The 24,359-nt window shown below is 40.0% G+C and carries 17 protein-coding genes; 16 read left to right on the top strand and 1 reads right to left on the bottom strand.

Annotated elements, in window-relative coordinates; translation table 11 throughout:
- Positions 1–108 precede the first annotated feature (108 nt).
- A complete protein-coding gene (locus IQ264_RS00310) occupies positions 109–2,325 on the bottom strand; it encodes a GumC family protein (protein ID WP_193977447.1) in 2,217 nt (738 codons plus the stop codon).
- A 1,413-nt stretch (positions 2,326–3,738) separates the two neighbouring features.
- Between IQ264_RS00310 and IQ264_RS00305 the strand changes: the two genes are divergently transcribed.
- The 16 genes from IQ264_RS00305 to IQ264_RS00230 all read left to right on the top strand — a co-directional run bounded on the left by IQ264_RS00305 (position 3,739) and on the right by IQ264_RS00230 (position 24,315).
- Positions 3,739–6,456 (top strand): polysaccharide biosynthesis protein, encoded by a 2,718-nt coding sequence (locus tag IQ264_RS00305; RefSeq protein ID WP_193977445.1) that lies wholly within the window; start codon positions 3,739–3,741, stop codon positions 6,454–6,456.
- An 85-nt stretch (positions 6,457–6,541) separates the two neighbouring features.
- Positions 6,542–7,846, top strand: a complete 1,305-nt coding sequence (locus tag IQ264_RS00300) for a lipopolysaccharide biosynthesis protein (protein ID WP_193977443.1) — start codon at positions 6,542–6,544, stop codon at positions 7,844–7,846.
- Positions 7,847–7,910: 64 nt separating this feature from the next.
- On the top strand, positions 7,911–9,740 hold the full coding sequence (locus IQ264_RS00295; RefSeq protein ID WP_193977441.1) for a glycosyl hydrolase family 28 protein: 1,830 nt from the start codon (positions 7,911–7,913) through the stop codon (positions 9,738–9,740).
- A gap of 23 nt (positions 9,741–9,763) precedes the next feature.
- On the top strand, positions 9,764–11,020 hold the full coding sequence (locus tag IQ264_RS00290; protein ID WP_193977439.1) for a glycosyltransferase family 1 protein: 1,257 nt from the start codon (positions 9,764–9,766) through the stop codon (positions 11,018–11,020).
- Complete coding sequence (locus IQ264_RS00285; protein ID WP_193977437.1) at positions 11,013–12,395, top strand: phenylacetate--CoA ligase family protein; 1,383 nt, start codon at positions 11,013–11,015, stop codon at positions 12,393–12,395. The genes IQ264_RS00290 and IQ264_RS00285 overlap by 8 nt, the downstream gene beginning before the upstream one ends.
- Positions 12,392–13,939, top strand: coding sequence for a hypothetical protein (locus IQ264_RS00280; protein WP_193977435.1), 1,548 nt, complete (start codon positions 12,392–12,394; stop codon positions 13,937–13,939). Before IQ264_RS00285 ends, IQ264_RS00280 begins: the two co-directional genes overlap by 4 nt.
- A 2-nt stretch (positions 13,940–13,941) precedes the next feature.
- Entirely contained in the window at positions 13,942–15,195 is a 1,254-nt protein-coding gene (locus tag IQ264_RS00275; protein ID WP_228061182.1) for a glycosyltransferase family 4 protein, read from the top strand.
- A gap of 30 nt (positions 15,196–15,225) precedes the next feature.
- Complete coding sequence (locus tag IQ264_RS00270; RefSeq protein ID WP_193977433.1) at positions 15,226–16,386, top strand: glycosyltransferase family 4 protein; 1,161 nt, start codon at positions 15,226–15,228, stop codon at positions 16,384–16,386.
- 272 nt (positions 16,387–16,658) lie between these two features.
- Positions 16,659–17,849 carry a glycosyltransferase family 4 protein gene (locus IQ264_RS00265; protein ID WP_193977431.1) on the top strand — a complete coding sequence of 397 codons (1,191 nt, stop codon included), beginning with the start codon at positions 16,659–16,661 and terminating at the stop codon, positions 17,847–17,849.
- A 51-nt stretch (positions 17,850–17,900) separates the two neighbouring features.
- The gene (locus IQ264_RS00260; RefSeq protein WP_228061181.1) at positions 17,901–18,581 is read left to right on the top strand and encodes a sugar transferase; all 681 of its coding nucleotides are present in this window, start codon (positions 17,901–17,903) and stop codon (positions 18,579–18,581) included.
- A gap of 61 nt (positions 18,582–18,642) precedes the next feature.
- Positions 18,643–19,338 (top strand): WbqC family protein, encoded by a 696-nt coding sequence (locus IQ264_RS00255; RefSeq protein WP_193977429.1) that lies wholly within the window; start codon positions 18,643–18,645, stop codon positions 19,336–19,338.
- Positions 19,339–19,350: 12 nt separating this feature from the next.
- Positions 19,351–20,019, top strand: coding sequence for a PIG-L deacetylase family protein (locus IQ264_RS00250; RefSeq protein WP_193977427.1), 669 nt, complete (start codon positions 19,351–19,353; stop codon positions 20,017–20,019).
- A 16-nt stretch (positions 20,020–20,035) separates the two neighbouring features.
- Positions 20,036–21,109: a GNAT family N-acetyltransferase gene (locus tag IQ264_RS00245; protein WP_193977425.1), complete on the top strand. Its 1,074-nt coding sequence runs from the start codon at positions 20,036–20,038 to the stop codon at positions 21,107–21,109.
- Between the two features lie 72 nt (positions 21,110–21,181).
- Positions 21,182–22,264 (top strand): 7-cyano-7-deazaguanine synthase, encoded by a 1,083-nt coding sequence (locus IQ264_RS00240; RefSeq protein WP_193977423.1) that lies wholly within the window; start codon positions 21,182–21,184, stop codon positions 22,262–22,264.
- Positions 22,265–22,390: 126 nt separating this feature from the next.
- Positions 22,391–23,167: a class I SAM-dependent methyltransferase gene (locus IQ264_RS00235; RefSeq protein ID WP_193977421.1), complete on the top strand. Its 777-nt coding sequence runs from the start codon at positions 22,391–22,393 to the stop codon at positions 23,165–23,167.
- Positions 23,168–23,184: 17 nt separating this feature from the next.
- Complete coding sequence (locus IQ264_RS00230) at positions 23,185–24,315, top strand: DegT/DnrJ/EryC1/StrS family aminotransferase (protein WP_193977419.1); 1,131 nt, start codon at positions 23,185–23,187, stop codon at positions 24,313–24,315.
- Positions 24,316–24,359 lie beyond the last annotated feature (44 nt).

The following is a 24,359-nucleotide window of genomic DNA, read 5'->3' as shown; positions in this document are numbered from 1 at the left end:
ATTAATTCGGGAAACGCTTGAGCTACAATGAATCCCTTTACCCAGTACCCAATCCCCAATCCCAAAAACCAAGGTTTTCCACCACAAGTACGAGAGAGCCAATTTTATTTATCTGTGTTTATCTGCAAAGACATCCGTTAGATTCTCTGCATCTGAGTAAGATTCATTAGCAAAATAATAACAACTATGAGGTTCGTGATTAGGAATCACTCCATTCACCACCAAACCCAGCACATTCTGATTTGATTTTTCCAACAGCTCTTTAGCAAAAGTAGCACTAGCAGAATCTACTACACCAGGTCGCACTACAAACAAAAGACCATCTGCCTTTTTACCCAAAATCAGCGCCTCAGCAGCCACATTCAACGAAGGCGTATCGATAATCACCAAATCATATAGCGTTGTAAACTCATCAATTAACGAAGAAATTCTTTGAGAATCAAGTAAAGCCATAGGATTAGGTGGAATTACCCCACAAGTGAGCACATCCAAATTAGGCATCACTTCCCTAATTGCCATTCTTAGTTCTGCTTGTCCGACAATAGCATTACTCAAACCAACCTGATTAGTCAGATCCCAAATCCGATGCTGCACAGGATGGTGCATATCTGCATCCACCAGTAACACCTTACGTCCCACTTGTGCCACAGCTACCGCCAAATTTGCAGATACCGTAGACTTACCCTCTTGAGGAACCGAACTACTCACCACAATAGTATTTAGCTCTTTATCAGAACTCAGAAATCGCAAATTCGCTTGTAACATCCGGTAAGCAGCACTAATAGGAGTATGTAAATCGTTTGTCACTACAATCTTTGGAGTCGGTCGCTCTAAGTCTTTGTGATTAGGCTTATCTTTCCAAAAGAAATTACCCTGAGCAACTTTGTCCGGTTTTTTCAGCGCCGGAATTACTCCTAGCAAAGTCAACCCAAAACATTCTTTTGCTTCTTCAACCGTCTTCAAAGATTTATCTAAAGATTCTAAAACCAGCGCCGTAGCTATAGCCAGCAGGCTACCCAACAGAACACCTGAAACAATAAATAATTTCTTCCGAGAAGTGATAGGTTCTTCAGGAACTTCAGGCGCTTCAATAATGCGTGCATTACCTACATTTTGGTTTTCTGTAATGCGGATTTCCTGAAGCTTTTGAAATAGTAGCGCGTATGTAGATTGTGATACTTGTAATTTATTTTCTAGTTCTCGTTGTTCTTTTTCCAACCTGGGCAAAACGTTCATTCTTTGCTTATATGCCATTTGCACATTTGATAAAGCAACAATCTGATTAGCTAAACCCTGGCGTTTCGCTTCCACTTTGACAAATTCTTCAATGAGCCTTGGTTTTGAATCTCCAATTTGTAAATTTCCCTTATTTAATTTTGCCTCACCAACAACTGTTTCAATTCGAGCTTTTAGTAAAGCCTGCAACGTTTCTTTCTTATTTTTTAAATCGACTATTACAGGGTGTGTTGGCTGAAAGCGTATTGCTTCTATTGCCAACTGGCGTTCTGTCTGCTGATATTCTTTGAGTGCTTCCTGTACCGCAGAAGATTGGCTCAGAGAAGTTGCTGTTAACCCCTGCTTAGGATTCATCTGCAACTCTTTTTCAAAGGAAAGCTTTTGAGCATTTATATCGGCGTATTGAGATTTGGCTACAGCAATTTGCTCTTCCAATTTAGCAATTACTTCTACTGCTGACTTAGCTTCTTCCGGCAAAACTACTACTTTATTTTGTTCTTTAAATTTTCGCAAAGCTGCTTCTGCTTGCCGCAAAGCTGCTTCTGCTTGAGGTAATTGTTTTTCCAGAAAATCGCGAGCAGCCGCAGCTTCCATCCGGTTCACAGTTTGATTGTTTTCTATATATAGGTTAATTAATGTATTTACAACTGCTGCGGTTATTTGCGGATTTTGATCTTTATAAGAAACTGTTAGTACATCTGTTCCGCGAATATTAATTACGTTCAGGTTGGCTAAAAAATCATTAATTTTTAGTGCTTTTCCTTCTTTGCCTTTTAATTTTAGCTGATTAATGGTTTTTTGGAGCATTGGCACAGATCGGATTACTTCTACTTCTGTACTTAATGGATTACTTTGTTCTCCTACAGCAGTAACTTCTCCTATCTCTTTCCCTAAGCCTGTTAAAGAGGAAGTAGGACTGATCTTTTTAAATGAAAGTTTTCCTACTGCTTCATAAACTGGTTTTTCTCGGAACGTAATTAAGGTGCAAAGGACAACAACTAACATAAATACAAAGGATGCGGGTTGCCAACGCCGTTTGATAATTAGCCAGTAATGCTGCAATCCTGTAGAAGTTTCTGTAGATTCCATCTATGACTCCAGTTAGCTTTATACAGTGTATGAAAATTTTTTAACGAATAGATTTATAGTAACTCACCCAGCTAGAGTAGTTGTAATGTGTTTCAGTACTAGTAATGTAGCTTAAAATAATTTAAGGTTTGGTTTGAATTTCCTGGTAAAGTTTTTTGAAGCTTATTTTTCGGTTTTTCCAGCCCTATTATAGCTTTGGAGAATACGGTAAAATAGTTTTTATAAGTAACTTATTATACATATTTAACACAAATTTATAAAAAAAATATATATATCAACTGTAAAGCTCTAATTATGAAGAATCTGTAAAGCTCAGCCATTTACGTCTAGATCGATCGTTGATAAATTTTATTTATCTTATGTGTATTTTAATAGATGATCTGGTAAAGATTTGGGAAGAAATTGGTAAGGATTTGGTAAGGATTATAGCCTTTCAATTTATTATTATAATATAAAAAAAATAGTTTTGTAAAACTTACTATAAGTAAAAAAATGTAGCACAAGTATTTACAGTTTCATCAATAAAGATTAAAGTTTTAGTTAAAAAAGATACTGCATATTTGCGACTACTTAATCATTCTTTCTTACATCTGTTCACTGGATTGGTTCAAATATGCAAATTATGTTTTTATCGCGTACACTTTGAGTTAAAATTATTTCAATAATTTACAGTAGACAACAGTTATTTTTAAATGGGTCTGGACTTTGGCATAGCTATGCTAGCCTGATAAGTAATTTTAATTAAATAAAATGATTCAGGACATCAAAATGATTAAAGTTTCTATAAAGTTTATTACCAACCAGTTGTCTTTATAGCGAGCGGTACGCTATTTTGTAGTAGATAAAAAATTTTTTAGTGACTCATGGATTATTTCATGTTTCAACAAACGTCTCTCTATAAGCTGTTCAGCATTTAAATTCTTTAGCCTGAAACCTTTGGTGTAAGGAATTGAGGCTTCAAAAATCCCAATTTAAATGCGTGTCAGCTTATCCATTTCTCTTTAAGAATATGCTTAATACTTTCTGTACTGAGTGTTATCTCTAGCTACGATTTCAGGGAGGATAATTACGAAGTATTAAGTACACTTGATGGAGAATTGCTATGACAATTTAATATTTTCCTTGTGAGACTGATGACTTGCAATCAAAAGCTCATGATTCTTGTTGTCTCTGTGGTTGAAAAGTTTTATATATTTTGAGAAATTTCTAAAATTTTTTTCTTCCTCAGTTTTTTTCTAAATCTCTCAAGTATTCCAAAGGCAGAAGGTAGAGGGTAAGAAAGCTTTTATGTTCAGCTTTTTACCTATTTTGAACTGCTCAATAATCTCTGTTGCGCTGCACTAGCTTTTCCTTCGCAGGAAAAAAACAGATATAAAATTTTTATCAAAATTAAGAAATAGTTGGGGGTGACACATGACAAATAAATTAGCAGAATTAGTTCGGGGATTGAGAAATAGACACTTTTTACTAATAGATACAAGTGTGTTTCTAATTACCCCGTTGATTGCTTTAAAAATTCGTTTAGATGATGGAGTAGCGATCGCGCCATACCTAGAAGGACTCATAGCAGTAACGATACTATTTTCATTAGCAAAAATTGCGCTACTTTATAATATTGGTTTTTACAAACGTTACTGGCGCTATGCTGGACTTGATGAACTCGAACAAATAGGTTTCGCCATGATTATTACTGTTGTAGCAGAAATAATTATTTTGAAAATCTTTTATTTGCATAATCCCCTAGTTCACAGCGTACCTAAATCACTACCCTTGCTAGATGGAATACTCAGCTTTTTATTAGTTGGTAGCATTCGTTTTAGTGTGCCAGTTCTAGAAAGGATCAGCAAACAACATAAAAAATTCCATCGTCGCGATCGCGCCTTAATCGTTGGTGCTGGTAGTGCTGGCGTATCCTTAGTCAAGAACTTACAACAGAATCCTCAACTAGGACTTTATCCTGTTGCATTTATTGACGACAACCCGAAAAAACTGAACTTAAAGATTTGTGGCATCAATGTAGTTGGCGATCGTAGTCAAATTCCCCAAATCGTACACTCCCTGCATATTCACCGGGTAATTATTGCCATCCCTAGTGCTTCTGGCGATGTAATTCGCAAAATAGTTGATATTTGTCAGTCTAATAAAATTCTCACCAGTACCTTACCTGCAATTCATGAAATTATCTATTCTCGTGCCAACGCAGGCAATGTCAGAGAAGTACAAATAGAAGACTTATTACGCCGCGAACCTATCCAAACCGACATCGAAAAAGTTTCCCAACTTCTCCAAGGTAAAAAAGTTTTAATTACAGGCGCAGGCGGCTCAATAGGCAGCGAACTTTGTCGGCAAATCTTCAAATGTAAACCAGCTCAAATGATACTACTGGGACATGGAGAAAATTCTGTATTCACCATAGAACAAGAACTGCAAAGTATCATTAAATCCTTGAAAAATAAAGGCGAAGAACTAGAAAATTTACCCCAAATTACTGCTTTCATCGCTGACTTACGAATCCTACCAAGGATGAAGTATGTGTTTGAGAAATTTCGTCCAGAAGTGGTATTTCACGCTGCGGCTCACAAGCACGTTCCCATGATGGAATTAAACCCACCAGAAGCAATAACAAATAACGTGCGGGGAACCAAAAATCTGTTAGACCTAGTATTGCACTATGATGTGCAGAACTTTGTCATGATTTCCACAGACAAAGCCGTTAATCCCACCAATATTATGGGAGCTAGCAAGCGAATTGCGGAAATGTTAGTGCTGCGAACCGCTCAAAAGAGTGGCAAACCATTTGTAGTAGTTCGGTTTGGCAATGTTTTAGGTAGTCGAGGTAGCGTTGTTCCCACCTTCAAAAACCAAATCGCTAAAGGTGGGCCAATCACCATTACTCATCCAGAAATCTGCCGCTATTTCATGACAATTCCCGAAGCAGTACAACTAGTATTGCAAGCATCTGTACTCGGACGTGGCGGTGAAGTATTCATGCTCGACATGGGCAAACCAGTCAAAATTGTAGACTTAGCAAAAGATTTAATTCGCCTCTCAGGATTAGAGCTTGGCAAAGACATTGATATTACCTTTACAGGGTTGCGTCCCGGAGAAAAACTTTACGAAGAATTGTTTATTTGCGGTGAACAATATAACCGCACGCGACACGAAAAGATCCTGACAGCCGAAAATGCCAGCCGCATTGTTCCAGAATTAATCGATACTAAGATTGATTCACTCTGTAAAGCAGCAGAGCAAAATAATGCCAACTTGATTGTCTTTTTGCTAGAGCAATTAGTCCCGGAATATACTCCTGGATATTCGACCGTTAATTTACACGCTTTAGAAAATGACTTAAAGCGGGCGATTGAATGTGAAGAGTTTCAAATTCACTACCAACCAATTATGCGGTTGGAAACAGATCAACTGATTGGTTTTGAAGCTTTGTTGCGTTGGCAACACCCAGACTATGGCTTAGTTTCTCCCACAGATTTTATCTCTGTGGCTGAGGAAACTGGTTTAATTATTCCGATCGGTTGGTGGGTGATGCGGGAAGCTTGTCATCAGATGTATGTTTGGCAGCAACAATACTTCCTGGATGTACAATTATCTATGGGAGTGAATCTTTCGAGCAAACAGTTTTTCCAAACTAACTTAATTGAAAAAATTAGCGAAATTTTAGAAGAAACCAAACTTAATGCTTCTAATTTGAGGTTGGAAATTCCAGAAACAGTGATGGCTCAAAATCCTGAATTAGCTAGTAAAATATTCAGTAAACTCAAGCCTTTGGGAGTACAATTACAAATCGATAACTTTGAATTAAGCAATTCATCATTGAATTATCTTTACAATTTAACCAGCCTCAGTCATGGTCGAATTGATAGCTTAAAGATGGATTGTTGTGCGATTCAGGAATTTGATTCTACCCAAGTCAACTCAGAAACTCTTCAGGAGATAATTAGTTTTAGCCAAAAATTAGGTGTGAGTATTATCGCTACAGGTGTCGAAACAGTGAGTCAAATAGCTCAATTAAAGTCTCTCAGGTGTGTTTATGGTCAGGGCTACTTTTTCTCGAAACCTGTAGAAAGTAAAGCAGTGAAGACATTAATTGAAGCCAAGGCAATTCCAAATCGATAAAGATATTTATCAAGTAACTGGTGATTCCTGACTGATGAAAAGGAAAGGATTGCCCATTAAATCGAGCTATTGCAATCAGTAACCAATGGAACAGATCAAACCACTAACATTACGCCGAAATTTTTCTTGGACATTCGCTGGCAATGCTGTTTATGCGGCTTGTCAATGGGGAATGTTGGTCGTGCTGGCTAAACTTGGCTCTCCTGAAATGGTCGGTCAGTTTACCTTGGGTCTAGCGGTGACAGCACCTGCGATCATGTTGACCAATCTCTCATTACGCAATGTGCAGGCGACGGATGCTAAACATAAGTATCAGTTTAGCGATTACTTGGGTTTGAGATCGATCGCCACGACGTTGGGACTGTTGATAATTTCGGCAATTACGATCGCATCTGGATATCGTTGGCAGACTTCACTGGTGATTCTCACTATCGGTTTGGCTAAGGGATTTGAGTCGATTAGCGATGTATTTTACGGACTCATCCAACAACATGAACGGATGGATCGCATCGCTATTTCGATGATGATTAAAGGCCCTTTATCACTTTTACTATTAGCTATTGGGGTCTACTTTACCAGGAGTGTGCTGTGGGGAAGTGTCGGATTAGCGATCGCTTGGGCGATCGTCTTATTTAGTTATGACATTCGTAGTGGTGCTTTGCTGCTGAAAACTAGCCCTTGGGGAACAAGTCAGCACAAAAGCACTACTTCCCAAAATCCGTTACGCCCGCGTTGGAACCTAAAAACCTTGGGTCAACTCACTTGGTTGAGCTTGCCTTTGGGTTTGGTGATGATGTTGATTTCCTTGAATAGCAATATCCCGCGATACTTTATCGAATCTTATTTAGGGGAAAGGGAACTGGGGATTTTTGCTGCCTTAGCCTACCTAATGGTAGCCGGGAATATGGTGATCCTGGCTTTAGGACAGTCAGCCAGTCCGCGATTAGCGAAATACTACGCGATGGGAAATAGTCAAGCTTTCCGCACGCTGCTAATCAAGTTAGTGGGGATGGGTGGAGCGATCGGTGTAGTGGCTGTTTTGATAGCACAGGTTGCAGGTCGGGAACTATTGACTATTATCTATCGACCTGAGTATGCCCAGCATAGTGATTTGTTTGTTCAAGTGATGGTGGCGGCTGGGATCGGTTATATAGCTTCTTTCCTGGGTTACGGAATCACCGCTGCTCGGTATTTCGTGATTCAAATTCCTTTGTTTATTGCGGTGACAGGTACTTGTGCGATCGCAAGTCTGTGGTTCATTCCTTCTCTGGGATTACCTGGAGCAGCACTAGCACTGATTTTGGCAGCTATTGTCCAAACTGTTTTTACTTTGGGGGTGGTCGTTTATGCCCTACATAAAATTCCCAAATCTGAGGAGATGGAAATTTAATTGGTTGCTTTTGGCAATAGCTTGTTTAGCAACCATCCTTTTTGTATATCAGGACACGCTATCTATGAACAGTATCATATCGTCGGGTGAAAGCTTAGTTGAACTCTATCCCAAGTCAGCTTTATCAACAGAAAGCCGTGCTTATTCAGTCACCGTCAATGGTCAACCTGTATCAGTACAAAAATATAATTCGTTGAGTTATATTCAATTTGCTTTTGCTGGGAAAGTTGATATTGAAATTACGGCTGATGAAGCGAGCGAAAAATACACCCTTAGTCCTACAAGCTACGAAATCCCCACCAATCGGAACGGGAATAAAATTTCTTTTTCCCTAACTGATCCCAGAAAGTTAATTCTTCATCAAGTCAATTCATTGGATGAAAAGTTATTTATTTTTGCGGAACCGTTAGAAGAAAAACCTCCCAGCATTGACGAAGTTAATGTTACCAACATTTTAAATTACAACGTTGATAATACTGGTAAACAAGAGGCAACGGAACTAATTCAAAAAGCCATTGATGAAGCTTCAGCCCAAAACGGTGTGCTTTATTTCCCTGCTGGAGTATACAAAATTAGGCAACTCAACCTGAAGAGTAATCTCACTTTATATTTGGCTCCAGGAGCAGTTTTGGATGCCACCAAAGAAATAAATCCTTCTTATGGAAAGGGTTTAATCCAAATTGAAAACGCTGATAATGTAAAAATTATCGGGCGTGGAGTCATTAATGGTAATGGGACTTATTGGCGATCGAGAGGGGGATGGTACAGTTTAATCTTGTTGAAGAATGCGAAAAATGTTCTCATTCAGGATACTCTTCTCCAAGATCCAGCAGTTGCCAATGTTTGGATATCTTATTCAGAAAATGTTGATATTTACAATGTCAAGATTTTAGCCGATCCGCAGCCGGAATTTCTCAATACAGATGGCTTTGATTTTTGGTCTTCCAGAAACATTACGATCGATAACGTGCTTTACAAAGGAACGGATGATGCTACTGCTCACGGTGGAGACTTGAAGGGTGCGATTCAAAATAATGAAAATATTAATGTAAAAAATTCTGTATTTTATGGTGGTAATGGATTCAAATTAGCCTCAACAAAAAAACCAAATTTTATCCGAAATATCACCTACGAAAATATCGATGTTGTGTTTGCCAATGAACTCTCAGGATTTTGGCCGATCGCTGGAGGCTATTTTGAAGATATTTATTTTAAAAATATTCGGGTTGAAGATATTCTTGATATTCCGCAAAATGATAAATCAGCCCGTCTATTTAACTGGCAAATTCGGGTAGGTTCGTGGCGGTCTGATTCAACACCAAATCAATTTGGCTATATCAGAAACGTCTATATTCAAAACCTGAAAGTAGACGATCGCGGTGGTAGTAAGTCAGTTTTTCAAGGCTACGATGCCGATCGCAACATCAACAATATCAATTTTGATAACCTTTCGATTGAAGGAAAGCCGATCGCAAATTCCCAGGATGCCCCCTTTGATTTTTTACCTAGCGAGAAAGATGGAAAACAATATGTCAACTTAAATTTCACTCAAAGCGATCCGATAATTGTCAACATAGTAGCGCCAGATATGTATGCCTCTGAATCAGGGGATCTAGGAGAGTTTCGCATTACTCGCACGGGCAATTTAAGTCAAGCATTAACGGTGAATTACAGCATCCGGGGAACAGCCGAAAATGGGGTAGATTACCAAACTATTCCTAACTCGGTGACAATTCCTGTTGGCGCGAGTACGGGCGCGATCGCAATTCAACCCAAACTCGACAGTCAATTAGAGGGACTCGAAACCGTTTTTCTTTCTTTGCAAAACCTGCCAAACAGCACTCAGTATATGCTAGGCCCAAAATTCCAAGCTGTAGTGAATATCCGTGATTGAAGAGGTGAGAGGAACTGAAAAAGATGTATGACACAGACTCGACAGCTAAATCAAAACTGCATCTACAAAGCACTTTAGGCGATCGACCAATTCGGATCTTGCACGTTGTCGGTCAAATGGTGCGGGGTGGAATAGAAACTTGGTTGATGCACGTTTTGCGACATATCGATCGCGATCGTTTCTTGATGGATTTCCTGGTTCTGACAACTCAACCGGGCGATTACGATGAAGAGATTCGCGCCTTGGGTAGTCGAATTATCCCCTGTCCGCTGGATCGCTGGAATCCTTGGAGTTTTGCTGCCAACTTCAAGCGCATCTTGCGCGAGTATGGCCCATACGACATCGTTCACAGCCACCCCCATCTCTTCAGCGGCTATGTTCTGCGCTTGGCAAAACAAGCTGGCGTACCCGTCCGCATTGCCCACAGCCATAATGATAGCTCTCTCCTGCAAGCTCAAGCCGGATTATATCGGCGCTTATATTCCACTGTGATGAAACATTGGATCGATCGCTATGCCACCCTTGGTTTAGGGTGTGCTCGCCCAGCAGTTGCAGCTTTGTTCGGTGCTAACTGGGAAAGCGATCCTCGTTGGCAAGTACTTTACTACGGTATTGACTTAAAAGGTTTTCGAGATGCGATCGATCCGGTTAAAGTTCGCGCCGAGTTGAATATTCCAGTAGATGCCATTGTCATCGGTCACGTCGGCAGATTTGCCAAACAAAAGAATCACCTGTTTCTCTTAAAAATTGCCGCAGAAGTCGCCAAACGAGAACCAAAAACATACCTGTTACTCATAGGTGACGGCGTGCTGCGTCCGAGAATAGAACAGGAAGTTGCACAGTTAGGTTTAACTGACCGCGTAATCTTTGCGGGTGTCAGGTCTGATATATCTCGCTTGATGCGAGGTGCAATGGATATTTTCCTGTTTCCCTCTTTCTACGAAGGGTTGCCCCTAGTCTCGCTCGAAGCACAGGCGGCAGGGCTACCCTGTATATTTTCAGATGTAATTACCGAAGAAGTAGATGCGGTCAAGCCGCTGGTGCAGCGGCTATCCCTTTCCCAACCTGCTTCTGTTTGGGCGGATGCAGTGTTAGCTAGATTTCACGATCCGTCAGTCATCAAGCAATCAGAAGCTATGAGTGTTATTGAGCAGAGTTCCTTGAACATCGAAAAAGGAATTGAAGCTTTGGTGAAACTTTATAGCTTGAACGCCAGCAAGTCTTACCAGGTGTGCTACCCAAATTCACAGATAAATCAATCTGGAGAAATTTATGAGTAACTGGAAAGCCACCAAAATTGAACTCAATACTAGAATTAAAAGTTTGGCAGGATTGCCAAATCGTTCCCTGGTGCGAAATGCTTGGCAGATGTCTACTGATGAATTCTGGAATTACCAAGCAACTGCTTTTAAATCCGTTTACGAATTCGCCAGAAATCGAGTTCCTTTTTACCAAAAGAATCTCAATGATTATCCCGTCCTTTCTTCTAGAGATGACAATGTTTTAGAAATTCTTTCTCAGTTTCCGGTTCTTTTTAAACAAACGCTGCGAGCCAACAATTCTAATTTTTTACCTTCTCCATTGTTACCGTTAACAATGTTTCACACGACTAGCGGTACGAGTGGAACTCCGCTGCGCTTGTCGGAAACTCTTGGGGAAAAAGGATTTTTTCAAGCAATTAATGAAGAATTTTTTCTTCGCATTTGCGGAACTCGCTATCCGCGATCGCTTTATCTTACCGGATTTATGACACCTTCACCTAACAGTGAAGAATTATACTGGCGCGATATTTTATTTGGCAATGTTGCTTTGTCTATTTACTCATTAAATTCTCGCAATCGCGCTCGCATCATTGAGTTAATTAACAACCTGAAACCACAACTAATTTGGGGCTACGCTTCAGCCGTTCACCAATTAGCGATTCTGTTAGGCGATCGCACTTTTCTATCAAAAGATCGATGCGTTGCTGTTGTCACTTCCGAAACCCTGCAACCTGATTGGCGTGCTAATATTGAAAACTCAATTTGCCGGAAAGTCTTTAACTATTACTCTTCACAAGAATACTGTCATTTAGCTGTGGAATGTCTAGAAGGACAAATGCACATCAATCCACTAGTGGGTATTGTCGAAATCCTAGACAAATACGATCGACCCGTGAAAGAAGGCAAGTTAGGAAGAGTTGTCGTCACTGGACTGCTGCGAAAAAGTATGCCTTTGATTCGTTACGAACTAGGAGATGCTGCCATATCAACAAGTTATGTCTCAAACTGTTCTTGTGGTTTGAAATGGCCGATTATTGCTCAAGTTGAGGGAAGGTTAGAGAACCTGGTAAAAACTAGGGATGGGCGCAGGATTGGAATGCTGGGTTACAGCGTTCTTAAAGACCTTCCTGGTGTTAAAGAAAGTCAGATTGTCCAGGTAGATTACGAAAAATTTATCTGTAATATTGTCAAATTTGAAGCAGATTCAGTAGAAAACGAGTATTTAGAACATTTAATTTATGAGCAGTTAATTAAGCGTTTGCAGACAAACGTACAGATTGAATTTAGGTATCTTTCCTCGATTTCTCGCAGAGGTTCGAGAGCTAAGTTTAGTGCTGTTGTGGTTGATTTTGAACAGCGAGATATTCAAAATTATAGCGAGGCTGTTGTATGAATCAGAATAGTTTACCCATCAAAACTGAATATAAGGATAGTGCGATCGTTTCTTTTTTCCTCAGCCTCCTGATTGTTTTAGTTTTTATCCAAACTTCAGATCAGTTTTTACACTGGTTTTTGTTCCCCGTCACATTATGCGGAATTCTCATAGGAATTGATGCGGTTGATTGGTTTCGCGGTCGCTTAGGTATTTTCGATCCCGTTGGGATTATCGGCTTATTAGGTTTTCATTTCTTCTTCTTAGCACCCCTGTTTCATGTCAGTTGGGATTTTTGGATGGGAGGAGATGCTACACCGCCTCCCGACTGGCGACCTTGGATTGGCTGGATGGCGATTCTGAATTTTTTAGGTCTTTGGATATATCGGCTTTCTAGAAATATTGTCTTTCAGCCAAAGGAAAATCCGGCAAAGCAAACAGTTTGGCAACTCAACCGACGGCGTTTTATCCCGATTCTTTGCTTTGGTTTGATGCTTTCTGCTGTCTTACAACTATTGGTTTACCAAAAGTTTGGTGGAATAACTAACTATATTGAAGCTGCTACAAGAGCGGCTAGAAGAGAAGGAGAAGGTGAATTTGCCGGATCTGGTATCATCTTTTTGTTTTCAGAGAGTTTTCCAATATTAGCAATGATGGGTTTTGCTGCTTATGCCCAAAAAAATCAAAAAATGCGAAGTTGGACTGTATTAGTAATAGTTTTGCTGGTTTTTATAGTTCTACAAATGCTTTTTGGCGGTCTGCGCGGTAGCCGGAGCAACACAATTTGGGCTTTGTTTTGGGCTGTGGGGATTATTAATTTTTGGATTCGCTCAATTACTAAGAAACAAATAGCGATCGGTCTAGTATTTATGGTCTTTTTCATGTACCTTTATGGCTTTTTTAAGACTGGTGGTTTGGAAGGGGTGAGTACAGCTTTAGAAGGACAGGAAGCGCGTGCTACTCTGGAAAAAAAATCGGGCCGATCGTGGCAAGGATTAGTTCTCCAAGACTTGGGTAGGAGCGACGTTCAGGCATTTTTGCTTTACAGATTAATGCAACCTACTAGCGACTACAAATATGCCTGGGGTCACACCTATTATTCAGCACTTTCTATGCTGGTTCCTAGCGTTTTTTGGCCTAATAAACCACCCGACAAGATTAAAGAAGGGACAGAGGCACAATATGGCATGGGAACTTATCATCCTCAACTTTGGGCATCTTCAAAAGTTTATGGTTTAGCTGGTGAAACTATGCTCAACTTTGGGCCAATGGTAATTCCGTTTGCTTTTATTTTTCTTGGCGTTGTTGTTGGGAATGTTCGCCGTCTCCTCTTCACTTTGTCACCTGCTGATAACCGATTAATTTTGTTGCCGTTTTTAGTAAATTACTGTTTTGTAATTTTGGTTGGCGATTTGGATAATCAGATATATTTCTTGATGAAAAATGGAGGTTTTCCTTTTATAGTAATGTTACTAAGTACAGACAAAATAATTGTTAGTAAATCGCAAAAAGAGAACTATTTATCTACTGATTCTGCCAAAACAATGAAGCTTAAAGGAAAGTAAAAATGCTAAGAACTGAGACAGCTAAAATGAACAAAAGTCTCCAAAAAAGTGAAACAAAGATGGATGTAATTGTTGTGCTTGAGCATCACTTTTTGCAGACTCCCGATCGCGCAGTCTGGACGCAGACAATGTTTCCCTATTCCTTTTGGTTGCGTTACCTGGACGTTTTCGATCGGGTAAAAGTTGTGGCGCGGATGAGCAAAATCAGGGAGATTCCTCCTCACTGGAAACGGGCTGACGGTGCGGGGGTAACATTTGCACTAGTACCAGACTACACCGGGCCGCTTCAGTATCTTTTCCGGTCGATGCAGGTAAAACAGGTAGTCAGAAATGCTTTAAATCGAACTGATGCGGTGATTTTGCGCGTTGGTTCCCAATTGGCTAACGATCTCGAACCTGTGCTGCGTCAAACTCAGCATCCCTACGGTGTGGAAGTTGTAGCCGATCCCTACGATGTTTTTGCACCTGGTTCTGTTAAACATCCTTTGAGAACTTTCTTCCGCTGGATGTTCACCCGTCGATTGCAACAGCAGTGCGATCGAGCTTGTGCTGCTGCTTACGTTACCGAAAGAGCCTTGCAACAGCGTTATCCCCCAGCAAATGATGCTTTTTCGACACACTATTCCAGCGTGGAGTTAGCGGATCTAGCTTTCGTACCTCTTCCTCGTTCACTTAAGCAAGTAATGCGCCCTTTAACTCTAATTACCGTAGGTACGCTGGATCAACTTTATAAGGCTCCAGATGTGCTGATTGATGCTGTTGCTGTCTGCGTACAAGCGGGATTAGACCTTCAATTAGTGCTGGTGGGAGATGGCAAGCACCGGGGGGAACTGGAAGCACAAGTTGCAAAGCTGAATTTGAGCGATCGGGTTTTTTTCCTGGGCAACTTGCCTGCGGGGGAAGCCGTGCGAACTCAGTTAGATTGGGCAGATCTGTTTGTCTTGCCATCCCATCAAGAAGGCTTGCCGCGAGCGATGATTGAGGCGATGGCGCGGGCGCTTCCTTGCATTGGCTCAACTGTAGGAGGTATTCCCGAATTATTACCGCCCGAAGATCTGGTGCCACCTGGTAATGTGGCGGCTCTTGCGAAAAAAATTCGTGAGGTAGCGACTCACCCAGAACGCATGGCTCGGATGTCGGCGCGGAATTTATCAAAGGCAAAAGATTATCGAGAGGAGGTGTTGCGCGATCGCAGAATTGCATTTTACCGCTATGTCCGCGATACAACCCAGGCTTGGCTCAAACAAAAATACTAGGAATTTTCATGAGTTTTGCGGGAGATCTGAATGAAAAAATTGTTAATTGTTACTGCTGTTCCCAATGCCCTCCGTGCTTTCTTGCTTCCTTTTGCCGATCGTTTTCGCGCTCAGGGATGGCGAGTAGATGCAATGGCTCACGGTGTTTCAGCTTGTACTGAATGTGCAAAAGTTTTCGATCGCGTTTGGGATGTGAAATTTTCCCGCAGCCCTTATCATCCCCGAAATCTCTTAGTTGCTCCGTCAAAAATCCGCGAAATCGTAGTCCGGGAAGGCTATGATATCGTTCATGTTCATATAGCAGTTGCAGGTTTTGTCACTCGGTACGCCCTGAAAGATTTGAAAAAATGCCAAAAGCCAAAAATTATCTACACGGCTCACGGCTTTAACTTCTACAATGGGGAAAATCCCCTGAAAAACGCGATCTTTTTAACTCTGGAAAAGTTAGCGGGGCGATGGACTGATTACATAGTGACGATAAATCGCGAGGATGAAGCCGCCGCCAAGCGATACGGTCTTCTTCCTGCCAAAAAAGTCCGCTATATGCCAGGAATTGGCGTAGATCTTCAACAATACAACCTGAATGCTATTTCTGATGCTGTCGTAGTGCAGACACTAAAAGAACTGGGACTGGCACCGGAAACGCCTCTATTTTTATCAATTGCGGAGTTCATTCCCCGGAAGCGCCATCGCGATGTTTTACGAGCATTTGCGAAGATCGATCGACCTAAAGTTCATCTAGCTTTTGCTGGCTGTGGCCCACTGATGCCGGAAATACAGCAGTTAGCCGCTGCGTTGGGTGTGGCAAATAGAGTGCATTTTTTGGGTTTCCGGCGGGATATTCCGACTTTGATTAAGGCTTCGGTAGCAACGGTACTGGCTTCGGAACAGGAGGGGCTACCCAGGAGTGTGATGGAGTCTTTGTGCTTGGAAGTTCCAGTTATTGGTACTGAAATTCGGGGTATCCAGGATTTGCTGGAAGGAGATTGCGGTTTACTCGTGGAGTTGGGCAATGTGGAGGAACTTTCTCAGGCTATGACTTGGATTTTAGACCACCCCATAGCCGCAAAAGCAATGGGCAAACGGGGACGGGAACTCATGGCTAACTATGACTTGCAGCAGATTCTCAATTTGCACGAAGCGTTGTATGCAGAGGCGTTAGAACAGGTCAAGCAAATGGTTTCTGTTTAAAAGTAGGAATTTATCAATTTTTTGATTTTTGGTAAGGCAGGTGAAAACAATGGATGTTATATTTGAGCTTTAACAAATAGCGGTGGCGACAGGAAGAGTTTTTTGCGCCCCAACCCATGCGCTAAAAGTAGAAGAAGATCTTTCAGAAGTGTGTGACAGAAAATAGTCCCTGTGGAACGTACTAATGTTCCACATAGGGTAATCAGAACAGGAGCACCTATCGAACCTCTCGTCAATCAAGAATTGACTTACAAAAGTTCGGGTATTCAAAGATGAAAATCTTACATATTTGTGCCCTTAGCGTCACTGCTGAAGGACTTTTAAAACCTCAAATAGACTACTTCTTATCTAGGAATGTATTGGTTGAAATAGCCTGTTCTCCTGGGGTAGAAGCGGAACGTCTGCAACAACAAGGTTACGTCATTCATCCGATTCAAATCGATCGTAGAATTTCACTATTACCTAATTTCAAAAGTATTTACAATATGGTAAAATTGATGGTGGAAAAACAATACGATCTCGTTCATGTTCATACTCCAATAGCTGCGGTTTTAGGTCGGGTCGCTGCTAAATTAGCTGGGGTAAAACGGATTGTTTATACCGCTCATGGTTTTCCATTTTATGAACAATCTCCACCCCTAGAATATGCCGTTTACTTTAATATTGAAAAATTTGCGGCTTTATTCACTGACCTAATCCTGACCCAAAATTATGAAGATGTTGCTACCGCAAAACAAAAGGGTCTTTGTTCACGGGAAAAAATTGCTTACTTGGGAAATGGGATAGATATCGATAGATTCAAATGCGATCGTCTCTCTCCCAGCCATCAAAAACAATTACGGGACTCTTTAAATATTCCAGCGACTGCCAATTTGATCGTCGGTACTGTTGGACGTTTAACTCGCAAAAAAGGGAGTGCCTACTTAATTGAAGCAGCTGCCTCATTACTGCCGCAGTTTCCCCATTTGCATATTTTGATTATTGGCCCCCAACTAAGCACCGATCCAGAACCTTTTCAAACCGAGTTAATTGCTAAAATTCGCACCTTGGGTCTTGAAGATCGCGTTACTTTGACAGGTAAACGTCAAGATATACCGGAATTGTTGGGACTTTTAGATATTTTTGTATTGCCAACTTTCCATAATGAAGGACTTCCTCGCTCAATTCTCGAAGCGATGGCAATGAATTTACCTGTTATTGCTACGGATATTCGCGGCTGCCGAGAAGCGGTTATCCACGAAAAGACAGGTCTGATTGTTCCTTCTCAAAATAGCGAAAAGTTAGCCGAAGCTTTAGCAAAATTATTGTCAGATCCCAAGTTGAGAAAAGCTTATGGATTAGCAGGAAGGCAACGAGTTGAAGCTGAATATGACGAGCGATTTGTCTTCCAAAGACTTGAAGAATTATACCAAGAATTAGGTATTGAGTTTCTGCGCTATTCTCCAGCAGCAAATCCTGTCTAGTTTTTTATCTTTTACATTGATTGAATTAGTTATTACCCAGAGGAGTTGCAAATGATGACGGAAGTTTGGACAGCCCAAAAGTGGCAAGATTTAGAAACAGCTTATCTAAACAAACGGCAAGGAATTCGAGTTAATCTGGTATTGAAACGTTTATTAGATTTGGCGATCGCCAGTCTTGGCATCCTCATCTTACTTCCAGTTTTAGCTTTAATTGCCTTAGCAGTCCGCTTAAGTTCCCCAGGCCCAATTTTATTTCGCCAACAACGACTGGGGAAGCTAACAAAACCTTTTGAAATTTATAAATTTCGGACAATGATTGATGGTGCGATCCATCAAGGTGCGGGGATTAATACTTTTAAAGGCGATCCTCGTGTCACTGCGATCGGTCGATTCTTACGCGAATATCATCTTGATGAATTACCACAACTCTTCAATGTTTTACGGGGTGAAATGAGTTTAGTTGGGCCTCGACCGCTGTTAATTCAGTGTTTACCAACTTACACCGATGAGCAAAAACAACGCTTTTTAGTTTACCCAGGTGTTACAGCTTGGGAGGCAGTACAAGGAGGTCTTTTTAACACATTAGAAAAACGGTTAACTCTGGATGTTTGGTATGTCAATAATTGGAATGTTTGGTTAGACTTAGTTATCCTTTTTCGGACAATTCCCGTGGTTTTTACTAAAGAAGGTGCATATCCTAAAGATGATGTTTCTGTCAAATTAAATAGGTAATAAAAAGCAGTTTAACTAATCATCTACTGCAAGTTTCATTAAATTAATGGAGGATTGCTATATGACGATCGCAGTAATTCACCAACCTCAATACTTACCCTATTTGGGTTTCTTCCATAAACTGAACCAAGGCGACATTTTTGTAGTCATGGATAGCGTGCAATTTATGCGACGCGGTATTCAACATCGCAACAAAATTAAAACCCAAAAAGGTGAGCAATGGTTAACAGTTCCCGTATTCCATCAATCTTCCAGAGAAGAAGAGTATATCAAAGAAGTGCAAATTGACTCGGAACTTCCTTGGGCGCGGAAGCATTGGAATACGCTGCTCACCAACTACTCCCCTGCTCCTTATTTTGATAAATATGCCTGGGAACTTCAACAATTACTGGAAAAAGAATGGCATTATCTCTGCGAACTTGACATGGTTTTAATTGAATGGATTATGGAGGTTTTAGGCATTAAAAAGCAGATTGTTTATTTGTCGGACTTGGCAATAGACGGAACTAAAAGTGAACTTCTCATCGACGTTTGTAAAGCAGTAGATGCTGATACTTATTTATCCGGTTCTGGCGGTAAAAGATATATGGATTTATCACTTTTTGAATCTGCTGGAATCAATGTAATCTGGCAAGAATTTAACTTTCAATCTTATAATCAACTCTTTCCAGAGTTGGGCTTTTTACCTAACCTATCGATTATCGATACTTTATTCTGTTGTGGTCTAGAAACGAGGAAATTTTTAGGAGCTAATTAAGTGAGTCAATTGATGAAAAATAAAATCCTAATAATAGCACCTCATGCTGATGATGAAGTTCTTGGTGTTGGCGGTTCAATGGCTCGGTTTGCTGCTGAGGGTGCTGAAGTTTATGTAATCATCGCCACTCAAGGTTATCCACCTGATTACTCAGAAGAAGTATCTAAAATTGTTCGCGAACAAGCTTTAGTTGCTAATCGATTACTTGGTGTAAAACAAACCCAATTTCTGCCTCTACCAGCAGCGAATTTAGATAGTGTTCCCTACCGAGAGATTAATAATCAATTGGTCGAAGCTATTCACAACATCCAACCACAGGTTCTTTATATTCCTTTCAATGGCGATCTTCATGTAGACCATCAAAAAATTTTCTTATCAGCTTTGGTAGCAGCACGACCCAATCGTATTAATACACCAAACAGAATTTATGCTTACGAAACACTTTCAGAAACGAACTGGAATGCTCCTTATTTAACGCCTAATTTTGTTCCGAATGTTTTTATAGATATTTCCGGTTATTTGGAAATGAAAATTGAGGCAATGGAAATATATGCTTCTCAACTCAAACCTTTTCCTCACGAGCGATCGCAAGAAACTTTAAAAGCTTTGGCGACGTTACGAGGAAGTACGGTAGGACGTTTTGCAGCAGAGGCGTTTGTTCTGGTGCGAGAAATTATTTAAAAGGAGCGAAACGATCATGTTGTCAGAATTTATTTTGCCTTGCGATCCAAAATGGAAACGTTTTTTATCACTGACTTTTCACGATTTTTACCATCTGCCAGAGTATGTTTCTTTATCAGCAAAATATGAACAAAGTCAACCTATTGCTTTCTATGGAGAGACAGATGAAGCGGCGTTTTTGGTTCCTCTTTTAACTCGAAAGATTCCAGAAAACCTGAAAGCACCTGATAACTGGTACGATGCGACTACCCCTTATGGCTATCCAACACCTCTCTTAATTCCTCCTGATGATACATCGAATTTAGAGATGTTTCTCAAGTCTTTTCGAGAGATGGGAGCGGCATCTGGAATGATTAGTGCGTTCTTCCGTTTGCATCCTTTACTGCCGCAAAATTTAGATGTGTTAGCTAAATTTGGAACAGTTGTCAAACATGGTCAAACTGTATATATTGATCTGTCTTCATCTGTTGAAGAAATGTGGTCGCAAACCACAAAAAATCACAGGAAAGATATTAATAAGCTGACCAGATTGGGTTTTCAAGCTTTGATTGATGATTGGAGCTTTTTTGATAAATTTATTGCCCTGTACCGGGCAACTATGCAGCGTGTATCGGCTAGTGAGTTTTACTTTTTTGATGAGAGTTACTTTGTTGAGTTGCGTTCTATTCTTGGCGATCGCTTGCACCTTTGCACCATCTTATCCCCTGAAGGAGAAGTCGCTTCCAGTTTATTGTTTATCTCAATTAATGGCATTGTACAAACCTATCTTTCAGGAACATTTCAAAAATATCTTTATCTAGCACCTTCTAAGTTAGAAATTGATGTGATACGGCGCTGGGCTAAAGAAAATGGAAATCGCTTGCTTCATTTAGGTGGAGGTGTAGGTTCCCGTGATGATTCTTTGTTTAAATTCAAATCTGGATTCTCTGATTTAAGGTCTAATTTTTATACATATCGAATGATTATCAACCCAGAAAAATATACAAAGCTTATTCAAGCTTGGGAGGAAAAATATGGATATAGCAATGATTTTGACAATGATTTTTTCCCGCTTTATCGATCGCAAAATCACCAGTTAATTAAAAAGTAAATCGACTACTCGTTAAACTGGAAAAATTTTCTAATTAGATAACTAACAACCAAAATAATGGAGACACAAACTATGAACTCTAATTCTTCTTTACTTAACACCTTTAGTTTATTGCTACCTAAATTTTTACGAGAAGATTACTCACCCTACAAATGCAATGTCTCCGCGAACCGAGAAAATTATAATTTCCGGGCGCGACTGATACATTGGCAAAATATGATTAAGACTTGGGTTAACACAGGCAAAAATCCCTTTATCAAACCTGTAGAATGTAATAATTGTCTGTTTGATACCAGGATACCAAACATCTACATTTGCTCTGATGGTCTTTGTAATATGTGTATGACTTACAAAAAGAATTTCAAGTTAGAAATTCTCCAGAGCGAATTGGAAACATTTATCAATACCCCGCGAGAGAAAGGAGCTAATCTAGATGCAGTAGTAGCATTTTCTGGAGGGAAAGACAGTGCTGCGGCTCTTTATTGGGCGAAAAAGAAGTTGAATTTAGAGGTGGTTGCTGTCTTAGTACAAAACGGGTTTATTCCAGAACAAGTTATCAATAATGGTATAATTTTATGCGACAAGTTAGGCGTGGAACTCGTTGTTTTAAACATAGAGCTCGCGCCTTTTGTAAAAGAGATGATGGATAAAAATTTTACTAATGGCTATCCTTGCTATAAATGCGGGGAAATGTTCCACAAAGAAATTCAAAAATACTGTGGAGACAAGGGTATTAATCGGGTGATTTTAGGCCGTAACTGGTGGCGTTGGATTGAACCAGAAGTTCGTTCTGTGCGGTGGGTAAAAGATGAAGCATCAGGACTAAATATGCAGTTCTTTTCTCTACCATTTGCTTTGCAATTAACAGAAAAAGACGTTTACAAAATGCTGGATGATATCGGTTGGAAAACTGTGAAAATACATGGAAACAGCACAAATTGTGTTATTCCTGGTTTAATAGAATATCCCATATACCAAAGATTGGGTTATCATCCAGAGTTAAATTTGCTCTCTAGGGAAGTGATTGCAGGTTTTCTTGATAAAGAGGAAGCAAAGGAACAACTTGCAGATATCAAAGATAATACAGAAATTCTGCGAAAAATGGTTAATAAAAAGCTTCAAGAAAGTCAAATTAATCAAGACGAAAAAGGGTAAGTAAAACTCTCAGCAATCATAGAGCTAATGCTGTTTTTGTTTGAGATTTATTGATTACAAAACTGCCAGATATTTGCTTTTTCCATTTAACAAATCCTTGAGAAAAAATAAGTGAGAGGTGTTGATATGATCGCGCTAAAAAAAGCTTTCTGCAATAAAGAAGTTTACCAAACTAAAGAATTTTCACGTTGGGCTTATGGAAATGGTTTGTCATCTGAAGAACAATATTTGATTGCCAACTATTTAGATCGGAGCAAAAAAACTGTTGAAGCTGGCACAGGAGGAGGAAGACTTTTGTTAGAAATGAGCAAGTTAGGTTTTACCTCTCTTTATGGTTTTGATTACTTACCCGAATTTATTGAGGTAGCAAAACAGAGAGATGTAGATAGCAATATTGATTTTCAGGTTCAAGATGCTACTCAATTAAATTATGAAGATTGTAGCTTCGATCAAATCTTATATTTAGGTCAAATGATTTCTTCCATAGATGATGAATTGGGAAGATTAAAAGCTTTAAAGGAAGCTTACCGAATTCTTAAGGTAGGGGGGACTGCCTTATTTTCATTCCTCAGTTTTGACTCCAGACTCAGCAGTGCTTTATACCGTCCTTATGTGGAGTATATACGCTTGTTGAGAAAGTTACGCGGGTCAAATCGTTCAATTCAATATCTTCCTTGGCTGAGGTTTGAGAAACGACCAAACTTGGCAGCACTGTTTGATGAAGGAGCTCATGTTTATTGGTATAAACTTCCAGAAGCTTATCAGCTATTAACAGATGTGAATTTCGATGTTGTTGCTTTTGGTTCTCGTTACCAACTGAGTCAAGGTAGGATTCATGAATCACTAACAACACTAGCTAACGAACCTATTAGAGGGATGCTATACTTTGTTTGTAAAAAATAAATTGATTATTCCCCAAGGTGCCTAAACCAATTCTTTTGTCAACGCCTCATATAGGAGGTCGCGAATTGGAGTTTGTCAAAGAAGCTTTTGACACCAATTGGATCGCTCCTGTTGGCCCTCATGTTGATGCTTTCGAGCAAGAATTTTGTGAGGTAGTGGGTGCTTCTCATGCTGCTGCTGTGAGTTCTGGTACTGCTGCTTTGCATTTAGCTTTAAGATTGGCAGGTATTCAAGTGGGAGATGAGGTGTTTTGCTCAACTCTCACTTTTATTGCTAGTGCTAATCCCATTACTTATTTGGGTGCAAAACCTGTTTTTATTGATAGCGATCGCACTACCTGGAACATGAATCCCGAATTATTACGGGAAACATTAGATAAAAAAGCTAAAATTGGCAAATTACCGAAAGCGGTTGTTCTTGTACATTTATATGGGCAAAGTGCCGATATAAATCCGATTTTAGAAGCTTGTAATCAATATGAAATTACCTTAATTGAAGACGCGGCTGAATCCCTTGGTGCTAGCTATAAAGGTAAATCTCCTGGTACTTTTGGCAAAATTGGTATTTTCTCATTTAATGGCAATAAAATTATCACCACTTCCGGCGGCGGAATGTTAGTTTCTGAAGATTCAGAACTAGTAGAAAAAGCTCGTTTTTTAGCAACTCAAGCACGCGATCGCGCTCCCCATTACCAACATTCAGAAATAGGTTATAATTATCGATTAAGTAATGTTTTAGCGGGAATTGGACGCGGACAATTGCACGTTTTAGAAGACAGAGTAAACGCCAGAAGACATAATTTTGCTGTTTACCAACAAGCTTTAGGAAACTTACCTGGAATTGAATTTATGCCAGAAGCCGACTTTGGACGTGCTACTCGTTGGCTAACTTGTTTAACAATTAATCCTGAAGCTTTTGGTGCAGATAGAGAACAAGTTCGTTTAGCACTTGCCAAACAGCAAATCGAAGCGCGTCCAGTTTGGAAACCTTTGCATTTACAGCCTGTATTTGCTGATTGTGAATATTTCGGTGGTGCGGTATCAGAAGATTTATTTAATCATGGTATTTGTTTACCTTCAGGTTCTAATTTAACCAGAGAAGATTTAGACAGAGTGATTAAGGAAATATTAGCAATTCACCAACCATAGACAAACTAAAAAAGGTAGGTTGTTGCGCTTTAACGCTACACTAA

Origin of the sequence: [Phormidium] sp. LEGE 05292 (assembly GCF_015207735.1) — a bacterium.
In the GTDB taxonomy this organism is placed as follows: domain Bacteria; phylum Cyanobacteriota; class Cyanobacteriia; order Cyanobacteriales; family Aerosakkonemataceae; genus Floridanema.
The sequence above is the reverse complement of the archived record's forward strand: the minus strand, read 5'-3'. Positions and strand labels throughout refer to the sequence as shown.